Here is a 21664-nt window from a genome sequence, read left to right on the forward strand (position 1 = left end):
TGAGGCAGGTTGCAACCCTCACTCTTGCAAGTGAGGGCTGTGGGGATTAATGCGCTTTAACGGTTTTTGCGGTTTTCTGTTTACACAGATAGCCTACGCCCAGAATGACAATCCACACCGGAATCAGGTAGACCGAGATGGCCATGCCTGGCGTCATCAGCATAATGACCAGCACCGCCGCCATAAACAGCAGGCAGACCCAGTTACCCAGCGGGTAGAACAGCGCCGGGAAGCGAGTTTTCACTCCCTGCTGCTGTTTGGCGCGACGGAACTTTATGTGCGCGAGGCTGATCATTGCCCAGTTGATCACCAGAGCAGAGACCACCAGCGCCATCAGCAAGCCGAATGCCGAGTCCGGCGCCATATAATTAATCAGCACGCAGAGCGCGGTAACCAGTGCGGAAACCAGAATGGTGTTCACCGGTACGCCGCGTTTATCCACGCTTAAAAACACTTTCGGCGCGTTGCCCTGCTGAGCCAGGCCGAACAGCATACGGCTGTTGCAGTATACGCAGCTGTTATAGACGGACAGCGCCGCGGTCAGTACCACGATATTCAGCGCGTTGGCCACGAGGGTATCGCCCAGTTCGTGGAAGATCAGGACGAACGGGCTGGTATCAGCCGTTACGCGCGTCCACGGCAGCAGAGAAAGCAGCACCGCCAGCGAACCAATATAGAAAATCAAAATACGGTAGATAACCTGGTTCGTCGCTTTCGGAATGCTTTGCTCCGGGTTGTCCGCTTCCGCCGCCGTGATCCCGACCAGCTCCAGTCCGCCGAAGGAGAACATGATAATCGCCATCATCATGACCAGCCCGGTGAAACCATGCGGCAGGAAGCCACCTTGTTCCCACAGGTTACGCACGGTTGCCTGCGGGCCGCCGTTGCCGCTAAACAGCAGCCAGCCGCCGAAGAGGATCATCGCCACCACTGCGATAACTTTAATGATGGCAAACCAGAACTCCATCTCACCAAACACTTTCACGTTGGTCAGGTTGATGGCGTTGATGAGCACAAAGAAGGCCGCAGCGGAGACCCAGGTGGGGATTTCAGGCCACCAGAACTGAATGTATTTTCCGACCGCCGTCAGTTCCGCCATTGCAACCAGCACATACAGCACCCAATAGTTCCAGCCGGAAGCGAAGCCTGCAAATCCGCCCCAGTATTTATAGGCGAAGTGGCTGAACGAACCGGCAACCGGCTCTTCAACCACCATTTCACCTAACTGACGCATGATCAGAAAAGCGATAAAGCCCGCGATGGCATAACCCAGAATAATCCCTGGCCCTGCTGACTGGATAACGGATGCGCTGCCCAGAAACAGCCCGGTACCGATTGCGCCCCCCAGGGCGATTAGCTGGATATGGCGGTTTTTAAGACCGCGCTTTAGCTGCTCGCCATGCTGTTGACCTTCCATCATGAAACCTCGTGTGTGGTTATTTTTGAACTACGCAGTGACGCGTGTGTAAGTTTGCAATTCCATTTGTTGTATTAATATGTTTACGCTGATGAAATCTTAATTGTTACCGAAAGTCTTTCGTCGGCTAAAGAATAATGGTATGCGTGCGTTAATGCACCTGCTTTATGAAGGGACGATGACGAGTTGAATAAAAAGAAACCATTTGTAAATACCACCTCTCCCACCTCAAATTTTAGCTGATAAATATTTATTCATTATTTGTGAATATAAAAGCATTAAATAAGCGGTTGAATCGGTTCAGATAAAATTTTTCCTCGTTTCAATTACGTTAAATCTACTCCCAGGGGAGTAAATTTAACATTTGTGCATAGTTACATCTTTGAAACGTTATTTCTGTAATCTTGTTAAAATGTGCGTGGTTTACTGATTTCAATCAAAACCTGTATGGACAGAAGGTGAATACTTTGTTACTTTAGCGTCACGAACGTGAAATTGGTAAGACCAATTGACTCCGGGCAAATGGCTTAAGACAGGAAATCATGGCCTACAGCAAAATCCGCCAACCAAAACTATCCGATGTGATTGAGCAGCAGCTGGAGTTTTTAATTCTTGAGGGGACTTTGCGCCCCGGCGAAAAACTCCCACCGGAACGTGAACTGGCTAAACAGTTCGACGTCTCCCGCCCCTCTTTACGCGAGGCGATCCAACGTCTCGAAGCGAAGGGTTTGCTGCTTCGTCGCCAGGGCGGCGGAACTTTTGTGCAGAGCAGTCTGTGGCAGAGCTTTAGCGACCCACTGGTAGAACTGCTCTCCGATCATCCTGAATCCCAATTTGACCTGCTTGAGACGCGCCATGCGCTGGAAGGCATTGCCGCTTATTACGCGGCATTGCGTAGCACGGATGAAGACAAAACCCGCATTCGTGAACTCCATCATGCCATCGAGCTTGCACAACAGTCCGGCGATCTGGATGCCGAATCCGACGCGGTTCTCCAGTATCAAATCGCTGTCACCGAAGCGGCGCACAATGTGGTGCTGCTCCATCTGCTAAGGTGTATGGAGCCGATGCTGGCGCAAAACGTTCGTCAGAACTTTGAATTGCTGTATGCGCGCCGGGAGATGCTTCCGCTGGTGAGCAGTCATCGTACCCGTATTTTTGAAGCGATCATCGCCGGTAATCCGATCGATGCGCGTGAAGCGTCGCATCGTCACCTGGCGTTTATCGAAGAGATTCTCCTGGACAGAAGCCGTGAGGAAAGCCGTCGTGAACGCGCCTTACGCCGTCTGGAGCAACGAAAGAATTAGTGATTTTTCTGGCAGAACGTTAACCAGAAGATGTTGTAAATCAAGCGCAAATTATAGCGCGCGGCAACTAAACGCAGAACCTGTCTTATTGCGCTTTCTGGCGAAAGCTCAATGGGACAGGTTCCAGACAAATCAACGTATTAGATAGATAAGGAATACCCCCATGTCAGAACGTTTCCCAAATGACGTGGATCCGATCGAAACTCGCGACTGGCTACAGGCGATCGAATCGGTCATCCGTGAAGAAGGTGTTGAGCGTGCTCAGTATCTGATTGACCAGCTTCTTTCTGAAGCCCGCAAAGGCGGCGTGAAAGTAGCGGCAGGTGCAGGGGCTAGCAACTATGTAAACACTATTGCCGTTGAAGATGAACCGGAATACCCGGGCAATCTGGAACTGGAGCGTCGTATCCGTTCAGCTATCCGCTGGAACGCCATCATGACCGTACTGCGTGCGTCTAAAAAAGACCTCGAACTGGGTGGCCACATGGCTTCCTTCCAGTCTTCCGCAACCGTTTATGATGTTTGCTTCAACCACTTCTTCCGCGCACGCAATGAGCAGGATGGCGGCGACCTGGTATACTTCCAGGGCCACATCTCCCCGGGCGTGTATGCACGCGCATTCCTGGAAGGCCGTCTGACTGAAGAGCAGATGGACAACTTCCGTCAGGAAGTTCATGGCAAAGGCCTCTCTTCCTACCCGCACCCGAAACTGATGCCGGAATTCTGGCAGTTCCCGACCGTATCTATGGGTCTGGGGCCAATTGGTGCGATCTACCAGGCTAAATTCCTGAAATATCTGGAACACCGTGGTCTGAAAGACACGTCCAAACAGACCGTTTACGCTTTCCTGGGCGACGGCGAGATGGACGAGCCGGAATCCAAAGGGGCTATCACCATCGCCACCCGTGAGAAACTGGACAACCTGGTCTTCATCATCAACTGTAACCTGCAACGTCTGGACGGCCCGGTAACCGGTAACGGCAAAATCGTTAACGAACTGGAAGGCATCTTTGACGGCGCTGGCTGGAACGTGATCAAAGTGATGTGGGGCGGTCGTTGGGATGAGCTGCTGCGTAAAGACACCAGCGGTAAACTGATCCAGCTGATGAACGAAACCGTTGACGGCGACTACCAGACCTTCAAATCCAAAGATGGCGCTTACGTACGTGAGCACTTCTTCGGTAAATATCCAGAAACCGCAGCCCTGGTTGCTGACTGGACTGATGAGCAGATCTGGGCACTGAACCGTGGTGGTCACGATCCGAAGAAAGTCTACGCTGCACTGAAAAAAGCGCAGGAAACCAAAGGCAAAGCAACGGTAATCCTGGCCCATACCATCAAAGGTTATGGCATGGGTGACACTGCCGAAGGTAAAAACATCGCGCACCAGGTTAAGAAAATGAACATGGACGGCGTTCGTTACGTCCGCGATCGTTTCAACGTGCCGGTATCCGATGCTGATATCGAAAAACTGCCGTACATTACCTTCCCGGAAGGTTCTGAAGAGCACACTTACCTGCACGCACAGCGTCAGAAACTGCACGGCTACCTGCCGAGCCGCCAGCCGAACTTCACTGAGAAGCTGGAACTGCCGACCCTGGAAGACTTCGGCGCGCTGCTGGAAGAGCAGAACAAAGAGATCTCCACCACTATCGCTTTCGTTCGTGCCCTGAACGTGATGCTGAAAAACAAGTCGATCAAAGATCGTCTGGTTCCGATCATCGCCGACGAAGCGCGTACTTTCGGTATGGAAGGCCTGTTCCGTCAGATCGGTATTTACAGCCCGAACGGCCAGCAGTACACCCCGCAGGACCGTGAGCAGGTTGCTTACTACAAAGAAGACGAGAAAGGTCAGATTTTGCAGGAAGGCATCAACGAGCTGGGCGCAGGTTCTTCCTGGCTGGCCGCTGCGACCTCTTACAGCACCAACAACCTGCCGATGATCCCGTTCTACATCTACTACTCCATGTTCGGGTTCCAGCGTATCGGCGACCTGTGCTGGGCAGCAGGTGACCAACAGGCGCGCGGCTTCCTGATCGGTGGTACTTCCGGTCGTACGACGCTGAACGGCGAAGGTTTGCAGCACGAAGATGGTCACAGCCACATTCAGTCTCTGACTATCCCGAACTGTATCTCTTACGATCCGTCTTACGCGTACGAAGTTGCGGTCATCATGCACGATGGTCTGGAGCGTATGTACGGTGAGAAACAAGAGAACGTTTACTACTACATCACCACGCTGAATGAAAACTACCACATGCCAGCCATGCCGGAAGGTGCTGAGGAAGGTATCCGTAAAGGTATCTACAAACTCGAAACCCTCGAAGGTAAGAAAGGTAAAGTTCAGCTGCTGGGCTCCGGTTCTATCCTGCGTCACGTTCGCGAAGCAGCAGAGATCCTGGCGAAAGATTACGGCGTAGGTTCTGACGTTTACAGCGTCACCTCCTTCACTGAACTGGCGCGTGATGGCCAGGATTGTGAGCGCTGGAACATGCTGCACCCGCTGGAAACTCCACGCGTTCCGTACATTGCCCAGGTAATGAACGACGCGCCGGCAGTGGCATCGACTGACTATATGAAACTGTTCGCCGAGCAGGTTCGTACTTATGTACCGGCTGATGATTACCGCGTACTGGGTACTGACGGTTTCGGCCGCTCTGACAGCCGTGAGAACCTGCGTCACCACTTTGAAGTGGATGCATCTTATGTGGTTGTTGCGGCTCTGGGCGAGCTGGCTAAACGTGGCGAAATCGATAAGAAAGTGGTAGCGGAAGCCATCACCAAATTCAACATCGATGCAGATAAAGTTAACCCGCGTCTGGCGTAAGAGGTAAAAGAATAATGGCTATCGAAATCAACGTACCGGACATCGGGGCTGATGAAGTTGAAATCACCGAAATCCTGGTCAAAGTGGGCGACAAAGTTGAAGCTGAACAGTCGCTGATCACCGTAGAAGGCGACAAGGCCTCTATGGAAGTTCCATCGCCGCAGGCGGGCGTCGTTAAAGAGATTAAAGTCTCTGTTGGCGACAAAACCGCGACGGGCGCACTTATCATGATTTTCGATTCCGCCGACGGTGCAGCTGACGCTGCGCCAGCTCCGGCAGAAGAGAAGAAAGAAGCTGCTCCGGCAGCCGCTCCTGCTGCTGCGGCAGCGAAAGACGTACACGTACCGGATATCGGCGGCGACGAAGTTGAAGTCACCGAGATCCTGGTCAAAGTGGGCGACACAGTTGCGGCTGAGCAGTCGCTGATCACCGTAGAAGGCGACAAAGCCTCTATGGAAGTGCCGGCTCCGTTCGCGGGTACAGTTAAAGAGATCAAAGTCAACGCTGGCGATAAAGTGTCTACCGGCTCTCTGATCATGGTCTTCGAAGTGGCGGGCGCTGCGCCTGCTGCTGCGCCGGCTCAGGCGGCAGCACCAGCAGCGGCGGCTCCGGCAGCAGCAGCTGGCGCGAAAGACGTTAACGTACCGGACATCGGCGGCGACGAAGTTGAAGTCACCGAAGTGATGGTTAAAGTCGGCGATAAAGTGGAAGCTGAACAGTCGCTGATCACCGTAGAAGGCGACAAAGCCTCTATGGAAGTGCCGGCGCCGTTCGCGGGCGTGGTTAAAGAGCTGAAAGTTAACGTTGGCGACAAAGTGTCTACCGGCTCTCTGATTATGGTCTTCGAAGTGGAAGGCGCTACCCCTGCCGCGGCTCCGGCTGCTGCTGCTCCGGCACCTGCCGCTGCACCTGCTCAGGCCGCTAAACCGGCTGCTGCGCCTGCGGCAAAAGCGGAAGGCAAATCTGAGTTTGCTGAAAACGACGCTTACGTTCACGCGACCCCGCTGATTCGCCGCCTGGCGCGCGAGTTCGGCGTTAACCTGGCGAAAGTGAAGGGCACTGGCCGTAAAGGTCGTATCCTGCGCGAAGACGTTCAGGCTTACGTGAAAGACGCTATCAAGCGCGCTGAATCCGCGCCAGCGGGCGCAACCGGCGGTTCTCTGCCGGGTCTGCTGCCGTGGCCGAAAGTGGACTTCAGCAAGTTTGGTGAAGTGGAAGAAGTTGAACTGGGCCGCATCCAGAAAATCTCTGGTGCTAACCTGAGCCGTAACTGGGTGATGATCCCGCACGTTACGCACTTCGACAAAACGGATATCACCGATCTGGAAGCGTTCCGTAAGCAGCAGAATGCGGAAGCTGAAAAACGTAAGCTGGACGTGAAATTCACGCCAGTGGTCTTCATCATGAAAGCCGTTGCCGCTGCTCTGGAACAGATGCCGCGCTTCAACAGCTCTCTGTCTGAAGACGGTCAGCGCCTGACGTTGAAGAAGTACATCAACATTGGTGTCGCGGTCGACACGCCGAACGGTCTGGTTGTTCCGGTGTTCAAAGATGTGAACAAGAAGAGCATTACTGAGCTGTCCCGTGAACTGACGACCATCTCTAAGAAAGCGCGTGATGGTAAGCTGACCGCTGGCGAAATGCAGGGCGGTTGCTTCACTATCTCCAGCATCGGCGGCCTGGGCACCACCCACTTCGCGCCGATTGTGAACGCGCCGGAAGTGGCTATCCTCGGCGTTTCTAAGTCCGCAATGGAACCGGTGTGGAATGGTAAAGAGTTTACTCCGCGTCTGATGATGCCGATTTCTCTCTCCTTCGACCACCGCGTGATTGACGGTGCTGATGGTGCTCGCTTTATCACCATCATCAACAACACGCTGTCTGACATTCGCCGTCTGGTGATGTAAGCAAGCAAAAAAGTCGGCCTGACGGCCGGCTTTTTTCTGGTAATCTCATGAAGTGAGTGAGGTTATCGTGCGAAAGACAAATCGGTTGCCGTTTGTTGTTTCAAAATTGTTAACAATTTTGTAAAATACGGGCGGATAGAACGACCCGGTGGATGATGGGCGACAAGACCAGGGATCGCCGGGAATAAATTAAGAGGTCATGATGAGTACTGAAATCAAAACTCAGGTCGTGGTACTTGGGGCAGGCCCGGCAGGTTACTCTGCTGCCTTCCGTTGCGCTGATTTAGGTCTGGAAACCGTAATCGTAGAACGTTACAACACCCTCGGCGGTGTTTGTCTGAACGTCGGCTGTATCCCTTCTAAAGCTCTTCTGCACGTAGCAAAAGTTATCGAAGAAGCCAAAGCACTGGCTGAACACGGTATCGTTTTTGGCGAGCCGAAAACCGATATCGACAAAATTCGTACCTGGAAAGAGAAAGTTATCACTCAGCTGACCGGCGGTCTGGCTGGTATGGCGAAAGGCCGTAAAGTGAAAGTGGTAAACGGTCTGGGTAAATTCACCGGGGCCAACACCCTGGAAGTGGAAGGCGAGAACGGCAAAACCGTGATCAACTTCGACAACGCGATTATTGCAGCAGGTTCCCGTCCGATCCAACTGCCGTTTATTCCGCACGAAGATCCGCGCGTCTGGGACTCCACCGACGCACTGGAACTGAAATCCGTACCGAAACGTCTGCTGGTTATGGGCGGCGGTATCATCGGTCTGGAAATGGGTACGGTGTACCATGCGCTGGGTTCAGAGATCGACGTGGTTGAAATGTTCGACCAGGTTATCCCGGCGGCTGACAAAGACATCGTTAAAGTCTTCACCAAACGCATCGGCAAGAAATTCAACCTGATGCTGGAAACCAAAGTGACTGCCGTTGAAGCGAAAGAAGACGGTATTTACGTTTCCATGGAAGGCAAAAAAGCACCAGCAGAAGCACAGCGTTACGATGCGGTGCTGGTGGCTATCGGCCGTGTGCCGAACGGTAAAAACCTCGATGCTGGCAAGGCTGGCGTAGAAGTTGACGACCGTGGCTTCATCCGCGTAGACAAACAGCTGCGCACTAACGTACCGCACATCTTTGCTATCGGCGATATCGTCGGTCAGCCGATGCTGGCGCACAAGGGTGTTCACGAAGGTCACGTTGCCGCTGAAGTTATCGCCGGTAAGAAACACTACTTCGATCCGAAAGTTATTCCGTCCATCGCCTACACTGAGCCAGAAGTTGCATGGGTAGGTCTGACGGAGAAAGAAGCGAAAGAGAAAGGCATCAGCTACGAAACCGCCACCTTCCCGTGGGCAGCGTCTGGCCGTGCTATCGCTTCTGACTGCGCAGACGGTATGACCAAGCTGATTTTCGACAAAGAGTCTCACCGTGTTATCGGTGGTGCGATTGTCGGCACCAACGGCGGCGAGCTGCTGGGCGAAATCGGTCTGGCGATCGAGATGGGCTGTGATGCTGAAGACATCGCGCTGACTATCCACGCTCACCCGACTCTGCACGAGTCCGTTGGCCTGGCAGCCGAAGTGTTCGAAGGCAGCATCACCGACCTGCCGAACCCGAAAGCGAAGAAGAAATAATCTTCTGAGTGGATAAAGAAAAAGCGGCTTAGCGGCCGCTTTTTTATTGGGGCAAATCCTGCCCCGGGTTTTGCCGGATGGCGGCATCAACGCCTTATCCGGCCTGTAATCTTTGACAACCGCTTTTACTCAACGGTCTGCCAGTGGGCATCGGCATTGAATTTATTGATTTTCGCGACGTTCTTCTCCGTCTCTCTTCCCAGGTTCGCCTGATACACCTTATCGTCCTGATTCACCATAAAGCTCATGACGCCCGTCTTCCCCCAAATTACCGGCCAGGCCAGCAGGGCGAAACCGTTCTTTTCGCTATCAGGAATAATGCGGAAATGGTAGCCGTGATAACCCTCACCGGGTGCCGAAGGACTGAATGCCGGGCCTAACGGGCTGGATATCTCGCCGGGTTGTACCGGCCAGTACAATCCATCCTGCTGACCTTTGCTACTGATGAGTTTTGTCGCGAACCTCTGTTTGCGTTGCCAGTAATCGTATTGGGCATCCACATAGGCGCGCATCGCTTCTATCGCCGACAGTTCATTGCGGCCAATGGCGCGGGTGAGGATCTCGTCCTGAGCGGCCGCCATATCAAAATGCCAGCCATCAGCATCTTTCATCATCGGTACAGGCAGTTGCCACTCGTCGCGCCCGACGTTCAGGTGCGCGGTATCGCCTTGCTGCACGATACGGTGGCTGATTTTCCAGTCGCGGTTAAAGCGGGCAACGGCTTCGGGGTCGGCGCCTTCCTGCGGCAGAAACTGTCGCCAGTTGTCGCCCAATAGCGCAGTCAACTGCGCCTCGTTTTGCGTGGCGACTGCGGTCGCGAACGCCGTTGCCGCGTCGTCAGGCGAAGGGAAGCGTTGTTGCGCGTAGCTCAACAACGGCAGCGACAGCAGCAGGGTGCTTAACAGGATTTTTTTCATCATCGACTCCGGTTAACGACGGCGAAATTCATGGCGCTCGGAAAGGTGTTCACGCGCAGCGGCACGCTGTTCAGTATTGAGATTGCCGACGTGACGACTCTGCTGGCCGCGCTGCTGCTGAGATTGCCAGGAGGGCGAACGGCTGTCGTTACCGCTGAACACATTGGCATGGTTCTGCCGGAAGGTCTGACGCTGCTGCGGCGTGGCGGATACGACGCGCTGGTGAACGGTCTCCCGTTGCTGCTGTGACAGTGAATGTGACTGAGCCGACTCCCTGTGAACGCTGTTTTGCCGGGTGTCGTAGCCGCGATAGTTATTCCGCTGGGCAATCTGGTTTAGCTGCTGCGAGGCCGCTTTGCGCTGGGCATCGCGGGACGTCGCGCCAGGCGGTTGGGTTCGCGTGGCGGGAGACGCGTGGCTATGCTGCTGGAATTGCGCCATCGCCGCCTGACGCTGGCCGTCGCGGGAGGCTGGCGTCTGTTGAGTAGCGCTTAACCCGCCGCTGACATCGGTTTGATGAAAACGTTGGGACACCGCGTTGTTCTGATAGGGCACGCCGTTGCGATACGCCGGGTTGTGCTGCCAGGCCATTGTCTGCCCTTTGAGATTTTGCCCGGTAATGTGATTGAAGTTATTCACATTGATATTGATGTTATCCCCGTTGTGCTGGTAGCCATTGCCGCCGTGATGGTCGTTATCATCGTGGTGGTGATGGTCATCGTCGTGGTGATGATGATCGTCGTCCCAGTCGATGCTGCTGAACAACGCGTAGGTGGTGGCGACGCCGAGGCTATAACCAAAGCCTTTCACGAAACTGTCGGCGAATTGCTGTCCGGGAGGCGGCGGCAGATACACGGGCGGGTAAGCGGTGTTCGGCCAGGCGCCGTAAACGGTCGCGGGATTATAGTTGGGAACATAGACGACCTGTGGATCGGCGGGCTCAATTTTGATCACCGTCGGCGTCGTGCTCTGTACGTTAGCGGCGGCGCTCTGCTTCGGCGTGCTGCTAACCGTTTGCTGCGGCGTGGATTTCAGCGAGCCGGTTTGCTGCGCCAGTAAACGCAACCGTTGCACCGCGTCCATGACGTCCTGCGGCTGGGCCAGAAAAGCGTCGCCAAGGTTTTGCACCCACGTTGGGTTTTCGCCCATCAGCGCCATCAACTGGGGAAACGCCACCAGTGATTTCACGCTCGGGTCCCAGGGCTGACCGGAGACGGCCTGTATTGCCGCATCGCCTTGCAGGGTTGGGTTGTCATGCGACCACTGCACCGCCTGAACCACGTTCGCTGGATAGGTGGCGGCCATCAGCACCTGAGAAAGCAGCGAGTCAGGGTAGAGCGCTATTGGGGCGACCCATTGATCGATTTGCGCTGCGGTAAACGCGGCTTTTGCTTCAGGTTCCGCGGCGGCGGTCGGCTGCGGCTGCACGGCAACGGGCGCGGGTTGAAGCGGGGCTTCGGGCGTGCGGCTTTTTACATACAACACACCCGAAGCGGCAAATAACCCTGCGCTGCATACCAGCGCAATTACATGGGGCTTAAAGGGCAACGTCATTTTATCTCTCCCGATTCCTGAAGAATCGTCATGGTCATTATGCCTGCCGCCAGCGGGTGCGGTGTTGCGTGAGTATAGGGCGGCGGGAGTTTAATTTTTGACTAATATTGGGATCGCTACCGTCAGGTGATGATTAGCGTTCGAAATAATGTGAGCAAACGTTGCAGGGGAAAATGTCTCTTTCCTGAAAAGGCGAAGGGCAATAGACCATGCGTAACGATTCAGCCACTTTTTTATGTTGCTTTTTTGTAAACAGATTAACACCCCACTAAAATCCTGCTATTCTGCCCGTTGCGGTATCGGGCATTTACCCTACAAACTGCTGTCTCACAGGAGCGTGAAGAGAATCGCCCATATACAAAAGCGCCGCACTATGACAATGAGAGCGAGGAGAACCGTCGTGCTAGAAGAATACCGTAAGCACGTAGCTGAGCGTGCCGCCCTTGGGATTGTGCCCAAACCCTTAGATGCAACCCAAATGGCCGCACTTGTCGAGCTGCTGAAGACCCCGCCTGTGGGCGAAGAAGAATTCCTGTTAGACCTGTTAATCAACCGCGTTCCCCCTGGCGTCGATGAAGCCGCCTATGTAAAAGCGGGCTTTCTCGCTGCCGTCGCGAAAGGCGACACCACCTCCCCGCTGGTTACTCCAGAAAAAGCCATTGAACTGCTGGGCACCATGCAGGGTGGTTACAACATTCATCCGCTGATTGACGCGCTGGACGATGCCAAACTGGCGCCGATTGCCGCTAAAGCGCTGTCCCATACCCTGCTGATGTTCGACAACTTCTACGATGTAGAAGAAAAAGCCAAAGCGGGCAACGAATACGCGAAGCAGGTGATGCAGTCCTGGGCCGATGCCGAATGGTTCCTGAACCGTCCTGCTCTGGCTGAAAAAATCACCGTTACCGTCTTTAAAGTGACCGGTGAAACCAACACCGACGACCTCTCTCCGGCGCCAGATGCCTGGTCCCGCCCGGACATTCCGCTGCACGCGCTGGCGATGCTGAAAAACGCCCGTGAAGGCATTGAGCCGGATCAGCCTGGCGTGGTGGGGCCGATCAAACAGATCGAAGCGTTGCAGCAAAAAGGCTATCCGTTAGCCTACGTGGGCGACGTTGTCGGCACCGGTTCTTCGCGTAAATCCGCCACCAACTCCGTGTTGTGGTTCATGGGCGATGACATCCCGAATGTGCCGAACAAACGCGGCGGCGGTCTGTGTCTTGGCGGCAAAATTGCGCCTATCTTCTTTAACACGATGGAAGATGCGGGCGCGCTGCCCATTGAAGTGGACGTGAATAACCTGAACATGGGCGATGTGATTGACGTTTACCCGTACAAAGGTGAAGTCCGCCATCACGAAACCGGCGAACTGCTGGCGAGCTTTGAACTGAAAACCGACGTGCTGATCGACGAAGTGCGCGCGGGCGGTCGTATTCCGCTGATCATCGGTCGCGGCCTGACCACCAAAGCGCGTGAAGCGCTGGGTCTGCCGCACAGCGATGTGTTCCGTCAGGCGAAAGACGTGGCGGAAAGCGCTCGCGGCTACTCGCTGGCGCAGAAGATGGTGGGCCGCGCCTGCGGCGTTGCCGGTATCCGTCCGGGCGCTTACTGCGAACCGAAAATGACCTCCGTAGGCTCTCAGGATACCACTGGCCCAATGACCCGTGACGAACTGAAAGACCTGGCGTGCCTGGGCTTCTCGTCTGACCTGGTGATGCAGTCTTTCTGCCATACCGCAGCGTATCCGAAACCGGTTGACGTAACTACGCACCACACGCTGCCGGATTTCATCATGAACCGTGGCGGCGTCTCTCTGCGTCCGGGCGATGGCGTAATCCACTCCTGGCTGAACCGTATGCTGCTGCCGGATACCGTTGGTACGGGCGGCGACTCCCATACCCGTTTCCCGATTGGCATCTCCTTCCCGGCGGGTTCTGGCCTGGTGGCATTTGCGGCGGCGACCGGCGTCATGCCGCTGGATATGCCGGAATCAGTGCTGGTGCGCTTCAAAGGCAAAATGCAGCCGGGTATCACCCTGCGCGATCTGGTACACGCGATCCCGCTGTACGCGATCAAACAGGGTCTGCTGACCGTTGAGAAGAAAGGTAAGAAAAACATCTTTTCTGGCCGCATTCTGGAAATCGAAGGGTTGCCGGATCTGAAAGTGGAACAGGCGTTTGAGCTGACCGATGCCTCTGCGGAGCGTTCTGCGGCAGGCTGTACTATTAAGCTCAACAAAGAGCCGATCATCGAGTACCTGAACTCCAACATCGTTCTGCTGAAGTGGATGATCGCGGAAGGTTACGGCGATCGCCGCACCCTGGAGCGCCGTATTCAGGGCATGGAAAAATGGCTGGCGGACCCGCAGTTGCTGGAAGCGGACGCGGATGCCGATTATGCGGCGGTGATCGAGATCGATCTGGCTGATATCAAAGAGCCGATCCTCTGCGCGCCGAACGATCCTGACGATGCGCGTCTGCTGTCTGATGTGCAGGGCGAGAAGATTGACGAAGTCTTTATCGGTTCCTGTATGACCAACATCGGTCACTTCCGTGCGGCAGGTAAACTGCTGGATGCGCACAAAGGCCAGCTGCCGACCCGCCTGTGGGTGGCGCCGCCAACCCGTATGGATGCCGCGCAGTTGACCGAAGAGGGCTACTATAGCGTCTTTGGTAAGAGCGGCGCGCGGATTGAAATTCCAGGCTGTTCACTGTGCATGGGGAACCAGGCGCGTGTGGCTGACGGGGCGACGGTTGTTTCTACCTCAACCCGTAACTTCCCGAACCGTCTGGGAACCGGGGCGAACGTCTATCTGGCTTCTGCGGAACTGGCGGCGGTTGCGGCGCTGATCGGCAAACTGCCGACGCCGGAAGAGTACCAGACCTACGTTGCGCAGGTGGATAAAACCGCCGTGGATACCTACCGTTATCTGAACTTCGATCAGCTTTCCCAGTACACCGAGAAAGCCGACGGCGTGATTTTCCAGACTGCGGTGTAACGGCTCCGACCTGTTCTGCGTAAAAACGCATCAATGCCCGGTGAAACCTTGCGTCACCGGGCATTTTTATTTCTATTCCTTCCGCCCGTTCCGCTTTTTTTCTTCCGTTGTGCTGCGATAATTACAGCATGGGCGCAATGCGGTAATGGCGCATTGCCGGGAGCAGAGGAACACATTATGGATTACGAATTTCTGCGCGATATTACCGGAGTGGTAAAAGTGCGAATGTCCATGGGCCACGAGGTGGTGGGGCACTGGTTTAACGAAGAAGTGAAAGAGAACCTGGCCTTGCTTGATGAAGTGGAACAAGCGGCGCGTGCGCTAAAGGGCAGTGAGCGTTCCTGGCAACGGGCGGGACATGAATATACGCTCTGGATGGATGGCGAAGAGGTGATGGTTCGCGCTAATCAGCTGGAGTTTACCGGCGACGAAATGGAAGAGGGGATGAACTACTACGACGAAGAGAGCTTATCGCTCTGCGGCGTGGAGGACTTTCTTCAGGTTGTTGCGGCTTACCGTCATTTCATTCAACAACGCTAAATACGGTGGAGCCTCCGTGCTCCGCCGTTACGCTTATACCGCAGGGATATTGCGGCCGTAGTAAATCTCGCGCATCTCTTTCCACAGCGCAGCGGTAATCTCTTTGCGCTCGGTTTCCGTCAGATCTTCCGGTTTAGTGTGGAACATGTAGTGCTTAAGATCGAACTCTTTAAGCAGCATCTTGGTATGGAAGATATTTTCCTGATACACGTTCACATCCACCATGTCATACAGCGACTTCATGTCGTCGGACATAAAGTTCTGAATGGAGTTAATCTCATGATCGATAAAGTGTTTCATGCCGTTGACGTCGCGGGTAAACCCACGCACGCGGTAGTCGATGGTGACGATATCGGACTCTAACTGGTGGATCAGGTAATTCAGCGCCTTCAGCGGGGAAATCACGCCGCAGGTCGAAACTTCAATGTCGGCGCGGAAGGTGCACAATCCGCCTTCCGGGTGGCTTTCCGGGTAGGTATGCACGCAGATATGGCTCTTATCCAGATGGGCGACGACGGCCTCGGGCAGCGGGCCGGGATGCTCTGTTTTGTCGATAAGCTGCGGGTCGACCGGCTCTTCGCTTACCAGAATAGTGACGCTGGCGCCCTGGGGTTCATAATCCTGGCGGGCGATATTCAGGATATTCGCGCCGATGATGGAGCACGTCTCTGACAGAATTTCCGTCAGGCGATTGGCGTTATAGAGTTCATCGATATAGGCAATGTAACCATCGCGCTCTTCTGCGGTTTTGGCGTAGCAGATATCGTAAATACAAAAACTCAGACTTTTGGTCAGATTATTAAAGCCATGCAGTTTCAGTTTTTTCAATTTCTTATCTTCTCCTTAGGACGACGGTGTTGCGAGCGCGTCTTGCAAATACTGAGGTAAGGCAAAAGCTGCCGTGTGAACAGACGGATTGTAGTAACGGCATTTCAGGCCGGAGGTATGGAAACGCGCCTGAATAATCTCGGTCGACAGGTGGCGCAGCGCGTCATTGTCCGTCGCCCACGCGAAGGTCATAATGCCGCCGTAGTAGGTCGGAATGGCTGCCTGGTAGAAGCTGACATCGCCAAAGTAATGGCTGAGCTTGCGGTGGCTGTCAATGGCTTCATCCTGTTGCAGGAAGCAGACGCCGTTCTGTGCGACAAAGATCCCGCCCGGATTCAAACAGCGCTTGCAACCTTCATAGAAGGTTGAGGTGAACAGACTCTCGCCGGGGCCGATCGGATCGGTACAGTCGGAGATGATCACATCAAAGGTCTGGCTGGTCTGATTCACGAAGTTAACGCCATCGTCGATCACCAGATTAAAACGCGGATCGTCATAGCTGCCTGCGTTGTGATTCGGCAGATACTGACGGCAGAAAGAGACCACGCCTGCGTCGATCTCCACCATCGTGATGGTTTCGACATTTTTATGCCGTGTCACTTCACGCAGCATTGCGCCGTCGCCGCCGCCGATGATCAGCACATGTTTCGCGTGGCCGTGTGCCAGCAGCGGAACGTGGGTCATCATCTCGTGATAGATAAACTCATCGCGCTCGGTGGTTTGCACCACGCCGTCCAGCGCCATTACGCGGCCAAACGCGGCGTTCTCGAAAATAATCAGATCCTGGTGATCGGTTTTCTCGTGATACAGCACGTTGTCTACGGCAAAGTACTGACCAAACTGGTCGTGTAGCGTTTCATGCCACTTCGTATTTTCGGCCATTGGCTGATACCTCCATTGTTAACACCCGTAAAAAATGGGCGCAACATAATAGCTAACAATGACCGATGATGCACGGTCATTATTTCAGCAATAAGGTATCCGTTGGGTATAACGCGAGTTATTTTACGTAGGCCAGCAAACTCAGGGAATCGCGCGCCAGCGCTTTGCATTTTTTGGCGACGGGAATACCGATGCCGCTCAGATCGCGGTAGCTGTCTTCACCGAGGGATTTCATGTCGAAGGAGTCGTAATTGCTGAGGTCCCACTGGTTTTGCTGGGCAAAAAAGACCAGTGCGCGACGAATCTGACCGTTCGGGAGATTCTGGTAGCCGCAGTCATTTTTCAGAAAGACGAACACCGCCGTTAAATCTGCCATATCTTCGGCTTCGGATTCACTGAGCGCATAGCTGTTTGCGCATACGGCCATCAGGCTGCCGAACAACACTGTTCTGAAAAACGTCTTCATTGCTTCTACCACTGCATCACGGAAATTAAACGTTAGCACACTGCGGGCGAGGCGACGACATTTATTATTGTATCCGACGGGCGTCTGTGACTTGACCTTCCCGTAAGGGGAGGGTCTATGCTCAAAGGTCAGACTGCGTCCCGCCGGTTGAAAATAAGGAAGTGATTATGCAACGTCGTGATTTCTTAAAATATTCTGTGGCGCTTGGGGTCGTATCGGCACTGCCGTTGTGGAGCCGCGCCGTGTTTGCTGCGGAACGTCCCGCGTTACCCATTCCCGATCTTTTAACCGCCGACGCGCGCAATCACATTTCGCTGATTGTCAAAGCCGGACAGTCGACCTTCGCGGGTAAAACGGCAGCGACCTGGGGCTACAACGGCACGCTACTCGGGCCGGCGCTAAAACTGCGCAAAGGTCAGCGTATTACCGTGGATATTCATAACCAGCTTGCCGAGGAGACGACGCTGCACTGGCATGGGCTGGAAGTTCCCGGCGAAGTGGACGGCGGCCCGCAGGGGGGGATTGCGGCGGGCGGCAAGCGCTCCGTCACCTTCACGCCTGAACAGCGTGCGGCAACCTGCTGGTTCCACCCTCATCAGCATGGGAAAACCGGTCGTCAGGTGGCGATGGGACTGGCGGGCCTGGTACTGATTGAAGATGAAGACATTGGCAAACTGCTCCTGCCGAAACAGTGGGGGATAGACGATGTGCCGGTGATTATTCAGGACAAACAGTTTTCTCCTGACGGACAAATCAATTATCAGCTGGATATGATGACTGCCGCCGTCGGGTGGTTTGGCGACACGCTGCTGACCAACGGGGCGATTTATCCGCAACATGCTGCGCCAAAAGGCTGGCTGCGTCTGCGCCTGCTGAATGGTTGCAACGCGCGTTCACTGAACATCGCCACCAGCGACAACCGCCCGCTGTATGTTATCGCCAGCGATGGCGGCCTGCTGGCGGAGCCGGTGAAGGTAAACGCACTGCCCATGTTAATGGGGGAGCGTTTCGAAGTGCTTATCGACATCAGCGACGGCAAAGCGTTTGAGTTGATGACGCTGCCCGTCAGCCAGATGGGGATGACGATCGCGCCGTTTGATAAACCGCACCCGGTTATGCATATCCAGCCGCTGGCGGTCACGGCCTCCGGCACTTTGCCGGATACGCTGACCACGATGCCTGCGTTGCCTTCTCTTGATGGCCTGACGCAGCGAAAACTGCAACTGTCGATGGACCCGATGCTCGACATGATGGGTATGCAGATGCTGATGCAAAAGTATGGCGACCGGGCGATGGCGGGAATGGATCATGGGCAGATGATGGGGCATATGAATCATGGCTCAATGAATCACGGCAATGGTGGACATATGAATCACGGTGGGAAGTTCGATTTCCACAATGCCAATAAGATCAACGGCCAGGTGTTTGATATGACGACACCGATGTTTGCCGCCGCCAAAGGGCAGTATGAGCGCTGGGTTATTTCCGGCGAAGGCGACATGATGCTGCATCCGTTCCATATTCATGGTACGCAGTTCCGCATCCTGTCGGAAAACGGCAGCGCTCCGGCGGCGCATCGCGCAGGCTGGAAGGATACGGTGAGGGTTGAAGGCGGGATCAGCGAGGTGCTGGTGAAGTTTGATCACGAGGCATCGCAAGAACATGCTTACATGGCGCACTGCCATCTGCTGGAGCATGAAGATACAGGCATGATGCTTGGCTTTACGGTATAAACATGCCGGATGGCGCTGGCGCTTATCCGGCCTACAGTCTCGGTTTTACGGTATAAACATGCCGGTTGGCGCTGACGCTTATCCGGCCTACAGTAAAATGAGCATCCTGTAGGCCGGATAAGGCGAAGCCGCCATCCGGCATAAACGTTACTGCGCGTCGTCAGGCAGAGCGTACGCGACAATATAGTCGCCCATCTTCGTCCCGAACGAACCGTGACCCCCGGCGGAAATCACGACGTACTGCTTACCGTTGACTTCATACGTCATAGGCGTTGCCTGACCGCCTGCGGGCAGACGGCCTTCCCACAGTTTTTCACCATTACTCATGTTGTAAGCGCGCAGGTAGTTATCTGCGGTCGCGGCAATAAACAGCACGTTGCCAGCGGTAGAGATTGGGCCGCCCAGCATTGGCATCCCCATATTGAACGGCACTTTAAACGGCATCGGGAACGGCATGCTGTCCTGCGGCGTACCAATACGTTTTTTCCAGACAACTTCGTTGGTTTTCAGATCCAGCGCGGAGATGTAACCCCAGGCAGGCTGTTTACACGGCAGACCAAACGGCGACAGGAACGGGTTCAGCGTCACGCCATACGGTACGCCATACTGCGGCTGAATACCCGATTCCGAACCGGTGCCTTTGGCATCTTCCGGCGGCTCCATCGGATTACCCGGGCCGCGTGGGATCAGTTTAGAGACAAACGGCAGCGCCATCGGGTTGGCAATCGCCACCTGACGGTTCGGATCGACGGAAATGCCGCCCCATTCGAACATACCGAGGTTGCCCGGGAAGACCAACGTGCCTTTTTCTGATGGCGGGGTAAAGATCCCTTCATAACGCATCTGATGGAACATCACGCGGCACACCAGCTGATCGAACATGGTGGCGCCCCACATATCCGCACCGGTCAGGTCTTTCGTTGGACGGAAGCTCAAATCAGAGAACGGCTGCGTTTTGGTGACGTAATCCCCTTTGGCCGCGCCCTGCGGCACCGGTTTTTCCGGGGCAGGCACCACCAGCTGACCATTGCGACGGTCCAGCACGAAAATATTGCCGGTTTTTGCCGGAGCGTAGATGACCGGAACGGTTTGCCCTTTCACGGTGATATCCGCCAGCGTCGGCTGGGACGGCATATCCATATCCCACAGATCGTGATGAACGGTCTGATAGCTCCAGGCCAGTTTACCGGTCGTTGCATTGAGCGCCAGGATCGAGCTGGCATAGCGCTCCTGCTCCGGCGTACGGTTGCCGCCCCAGATATCCGGGGTGGTGACGCCCATCGGCAGATAGACCAGATCCAGCTTCGCGTCATACGCGGCTGGCGCCCAGGAGTTTGGCGAGTTTGGCGTGAAGTGGTGCTCATCCGACGGGATCGCGTTCGGGTCTTTCGCACCGGGATCGAATGCCCATAGCAATTTACCGCTGTTCACGTCAAAGCCGCGAATAACCCCGGACGGCTCGCGGGTAGAGAAGTTATCGGTGACGGCGCCTGCAATGACGATCACCTTGTCGGTCACGACCGGCGGTGATGTGGGTTCATACATGCCCGGCGTAGTGACCGGCATATTGGTTTGCAGGTTCAGAATGCCGTTGTTGGCAAAGGATTCGCACAGCTTGCCGTTGTCCGCGTTGAGGGCGAAAATACGGCCATCGTTCACCGGCAGAATAATCCGGCGCGGGCAGTCTGAAACGACATCCGGCGAGGCGTTATCGGCCGTGGCTTCATGATAGGAGACGCCACGGCAGGTGACATGCTGGAAGCTGGGATCGGTATTGAGCTGCGGGTCGAAATGCCACTTCTCTTTCCCGCTCGCCGCGTCCAGCGCGAACAAACGCTGGTGGGCGGTACACAGATACAGCGTATCGCCGACTTTAATCGGGGTCACTTCGTTGGTGATTTCACCCGGATCGTTCGGCTGCTTCAGATCGCCGGTACGGAACACCCACGCCTCTTTCAGGTTGTGGACGTTATCAGCAGTGATCTGCTTCAGCGGGGAGTAGCGCTGCCCTTCCTGATTGCGGCCATAGGCAGGCCAGTCCTGGTCCGCAACCGGAGAGATCGGTTCGGCAGGCACCGCGTCCGCGCTTAGCGTACCGTTGATCTCTTGCGGGTCGTTGAAGCCAGCCCAGGTGAGGATGCCGCCGCTTATCAGCAGGGCAACCACCAGTGCGCTGACAGCGCCGCTGGAAGGGACGCTCAGGCGATGCCAGACAAACGGTAAAATCAGCCAGATGCCGAAGAAGACCAGAATGTCGCTACGCGGGGTCAGCGCCCAGAAGTCGAAGCCGACTTCCCACACGCCCCAGATCATAGTGGCGAGGAGCAGGGCGGCATACAGCCACAGCGCGGAACGCTTGCTGCGCCATAATAGCCCGGCGACGCCAAGCATGACGATGCCCGCAATCGGGTAGTACCAGGAGCCGCCGATGGCGACCAGCCAGCCGCCGCCGATCAGCAGATACAGCCCGCAGAGTGCAGCGAAGAGGGCTGTCAGCGTCACGAGAAGCCGTGGCGCTTTTGCGTTGTTATTTGCCATAAAAAGATACCATCTCAATTTGTTAATTTTTTAGTAGCAATTAATTATAGGATTTAACAAGTGTGATCGTCATCACAAAATGAGCTTTATTAACAGATGCCGCGAATAAATACTTTTGCTGGT

14 protein-coding genes are annotated in these 21664 nt (G+C 55.0%); 7 read left to right on the forward strand and 7 right to left on the reverse strand.

Features of this window, described 5'->3' with window-relative positions:
* Positions 1-46: 46 nt before the first annotated feature.
* On the reverse strand, positions 47-1420 hold the full coding sequence (gene aroP / locus OGX75_RS20770) for an aromatic amino acid transporter AroP (RefSeq protein WP_012134051.1): 1374 nt from the start codon (positions 1418-1420) through the stop codon (positions 47-49).
* Between the two features lie 539 nt (positions 1421-1959).
* Here aroP and pdhR point away from each other — a divergent pair.
* The 4 genes from pdhR (at position 1960) to lpdA (ending at position 9085) form a co-directional block, all read left to right on the forward strand.
* A complete protein-coding gene (gene pdhR / locus OGX75_RS20775; RefSeq protein WP_012134049.1) occupies positions 1960-2724 on the forward strand; it encodes a pyruvate dehydrogenase complex transcriptional repressor PdhR in 765 nt (254 codons plus the stop codon).
* A gap of 163 nt (positions 2725-2887) precedes the next feature.
* Entirely contained in the window at positions 2888-5551 is a 2664-nt protein-coding gene (gene aceE, locus OGX75_RS20780; protein WP_012134048.1) for a pyruvate dehydrogenase (acetyl-transferring), homodimeric type, read from the forward strand.
* A 14-nt stretch (positions 5552-5565) separates the two neighbouring features.
* Positions 5566-7458, forward strand: a complete 1893-nt coding sequence (gene aceF / locus OGX75_RS20785; RefSeq protein ID WP_286451557.1) for a pyruvate dehydrogenase complex dihydrolipoyllysine-residue acetyltransferase — start codon at positions 5566-5568, stop codon at positions 7456-7458.
* 202 nt (positions 7459-7660) lie between these two features.
* Positions 7661-9085, forward strand: coding sequence for a dihydrolipoyl dehydrogenase (gene lpdA / locus OGX75_RS20790; protein ID WP_047463778.1), 1425 nt, complete (start codon positions 7661-7663; stop codon positions 9083-9085).
* A 125-nt stretch (positions 9086-9210) separates the two neighbouring features.
* Here the strand turns inward: lpdA and OGX75_RS20795 are convergent, their stop codons facing one another.
* Together OGX75_RS20795 and OGX75_RS20800 are read right to left on the reverse strand one after the other, a co-directional pair.
* Positions 9211-10002 (reverse strand): DUF2950 family protein, encoded by a 792-nt coding sequence (locus OGX75_RS20795; protein WP_115609610.1) that lies wholly within the window; start codon positions 10000-10002, stop codon positions 9211-9213.
* Positions 10003-10014: 12 nt separating this feature from the next.
* Entirely contained in the window at positions 10015-11556 is a 1542-nt protein-coding gene (locus OGX75_RS20800; protein ID WP_286451558.1) for a DUF3300 domain-containing protein, read from the reverse strand.
* 400 nt (positions 11557-11956) lie between these two features.
* Here OGX75_RS20800 and acnB point away from each other — a divergent pair, with 400 nt between their 5' ends.
* A complete protein-coding gene (acnB, locus tag OGX75_RS20805; protein ID WP_047458888.1) occupies positions 11957-14554 on the forward strand; it encodes a bifunctional aconitate hydratase 2/2-methylisocitrate dehydratase in 2598 nt (865 codons plus the stop codon).
* Between the two features lie 177 nt (positions 14555-14731).
* Complete coding sequence (yacL, locus tag OGX75_RS20810; RefSeq protein ID WP_012134038.1) at positions 14732-15094, forward strand: protein YacL; 363 nt, start codon at positions 14732-14734, stop codon at positions 15092-15094.
* Positions 15095-15127: 33 nt separating this feature from the next.
* On the opposite strand, the gene speD is transcribed toward yacL, so the two are convergent.
* The 3 genes from speD to OGX75_RS20825 form a co-directional block, all read right to left on the reverse strand.
* Positions 15128-15922, reverse strand: a complete 795-nt coding sequence (speD, locus tag OGX75_RS20815; protein WP_012134037.1) for an adenosylmethionine decarboxylase — start codon at positions 15920-15922, stop codon at positions 15128-15130.
* Positions 15923-15937: 15 nt separating this feature from the next.
* Positions 15938-16804 carry a polyamine aminopropyltransferase gene (gene speE, locus OGX75_RS20820; protein WP_012134036.1) on the reverse strand — a complete coding sequence of 289 codons (867 nt, stop codon included), beginning with the start codon at positions 16802-16804 and terminating at the stop codon, positions 15938-15940.
* 118 nt (positions 16805-16922) lie between these two features.
* Positions 16923-17270: a YacC family pilotin-like protein gene (locus OGX75_RS20825; protein ID WP_012134034.1), complete on the reverse strand. Its 348-nt coding sequence runs from the start codon at positions 17268-17270 to the stop codon at positions 16923-16925.
* A gap of 167 nt (positions 17271-17437) precedes the next feature.
* Between OGX75_RS20825 and cueO the strand changes: the two genes are divergently transcribed.
* Positions 17438-19003, forward strand: a complete 1566-nt coding sequence (cueO, locus tag OGX75_RS20830) for a multicopper oxidase CueO (RefSeq protein ID WP_286451559.1) — start codon at positions 17438-17440, stop codon at positions 19001-19003.
* A 147-nt stretch (positions 19004-19150) separates the two neighbouring features.
* Here the strand turns inward: cueO and OGX75_RS20835 are convergent, their stop codons facing one another.
* Positions 19151-21541, reverse strand: coding sequence for a glucose/quinate/shikimate family membrane-bound PQQ-dependent dehydrogenase (locus OGX75_RS20835; RefSeq protein WP_071257587.1), 2391 nt, complete (start codon positions 21539-21541; stop codon positions 19151-19153).
* Positions 21542-21664: the final 123 nt, after the last annotated feature.

This window comes from Citrobacter sp. CK199 (assembly GCF_030333285.1).
Lineage (GTDB): Bacteria > Pseudomonadota > Gammaproteobacteria > Enterobacterales > Enterobacteriaceae > Citrobacter_B > Citrobacter_B koseri.